2 protein-coding genes are annotated in these 1,426 nt (G+C 58.6%); both read right to left on the bottom strand.

What is annotated here, in order from left to right; genetic code table 11:
* Positions 1-792: translesion error-prone DNA polymerase V subunit UmuC (gene umuC / locus CBW22_RS24095; RefSeq protein ID WP_141097365.1), on the bottom strand; the 792-nt coding region annotated here is incomplete at its 3' end.
* Positions 793-800: 8 nt separating this feature from the next.
* Complete coding sequence (gene umuD, locus CBW22_RS24090) at positions 801-1,250, bottom strand: translesion error-prone DNA polymerase V autoproteolytic subunit (RefSeq protein ID WP_021507970.1); 450 nt, start codon at positions 1,248-1,250, stop codon at positions 801-803.
* Between the last annotated feature and the right edge of the window lie 176 nt (positions 1,251-1,426).

Here is a 1,426-nt window from a genome sequence, read left to right as displayed (position 1 = left end):
CATGGCCACTTTTGTCGTAATGCGCTCACCAAAAGAGCGGCTGCAGACGATCTGCTGTTTCGCCGGCGCAAACTCCTCGAGGGGAATGCACGATTCCCCGTTGAGCTCGCGAACGGTGCGCTCGAGCACCACGCTGAAGTTTTTCCGTATGAGGGCAGGGTGCGCGCGTGAGAGCTGCAGGGCGTTTTCAATGCCCATCAGGTTGAGCCTTTTGCCGATGCGCCGGCCAACGCCCCATATCTCCTCAACGGGCTGATTTTCCAGCAGCGTCGCGGTACGCTTTGGATTATCCGGCGTCAGTGCCAGCACCCCGCGGAACTGCGGCCACTCTTTGCTGGCCCATTGTGCTGATTTTGAAAGGGTTTTTGTCATACCCATTCCCACACCGACGGTCAGGCCGGTTGTGGCCAGCACGTGCGCGCGCAGGCGCCGGCCGAAGTGCTCAAAGTCCTCACAGCCATCAATGCCGGTTAAATCAAGGAACATCTCGTCAATAGAGTACTGCTCGACCTTCGGCGTCATTTCCTCCAGAGCCATCATGACCCTGTTCGACAACGAGTGGTACAGGGCGTAATTTGAGCTAAATATATGAATCTTTTCAGGATATCCCTCATTTTTTATCTGAAACCACGGTGCGGCCATCTTTATGCCGAGTTTTTTGGCAGCGGCGCTGCGCGCGATGACGCAGCCGTCGTTGTTACTCAGCACGACCACCGGCCTGCCTCGCAGGTCTGGGCGGAACAGCGCCTCGCAGCTGGCGTAAAAGGAGTTAACGTCGGCCAGGCCAAACATGGGCATGATCACCTCCGGCGGGCACGGGTACTGTTAAAGAACCAGGTCACGACGCCGAGCAGCTGCAGCTCCTCCGGGTAGATCACCGGATAGGCCGGATTCATGGGCAGCAGCGCGAGCCTGGGCTGCAGCTGCAGACGCTTAACCGTAAACTCGCCGTTGACCTCGGCAATCACGATATCGCCGTGCGCGGCTTCCTCGGCCCGGTCAACCACCATGACGTCGCCGTCGCAGAGGCCCAGGTCACGCATGCTGTTGCCACTGGCGCGCACGAAGAAGGTTGAGGCGCGCCGGCGGATACACAATTCATTCAGATCGAGCTCTTTCTCGACGTAATCCTGTGCAGGGGAGGGGAAGCCGGCGGCGCACGGATCGGCATAAAGCGGTACCCTGACCCTCGGCGTAAAAATGGGTGGCCAGAGCAGCGTCAGGCCGGCGGTATAGCTGCCCGGGTTCATGACCTGCTGCCCCGGCCGCGCTGCAGTGCGACTGCGAAAGAGCTGAGTAAATCGCGCATAAAATTCCTCCTGTTATTTTACTGTTTATATGTACAGTATTATTGAGGCGGAATTATCTGGCAAGAGGGAGCGAAACGGGTTGGCGCCGAAGCGAAGCCATCTGACTGACCCGCCGG

The sequence above is a fragment of the Pantoea sp. VS1 genome, from assembly GCF_002207995.1.
GTDB lineage: Bacteria > Pseudomonadota > Gammaproteobacteria > Enterobacterales > Enterobacteriaceae > Pantoea > Pantoea dispersa.
This window is presented reverse-complemented; position numbering and strand designations above follow the sequence as displayed.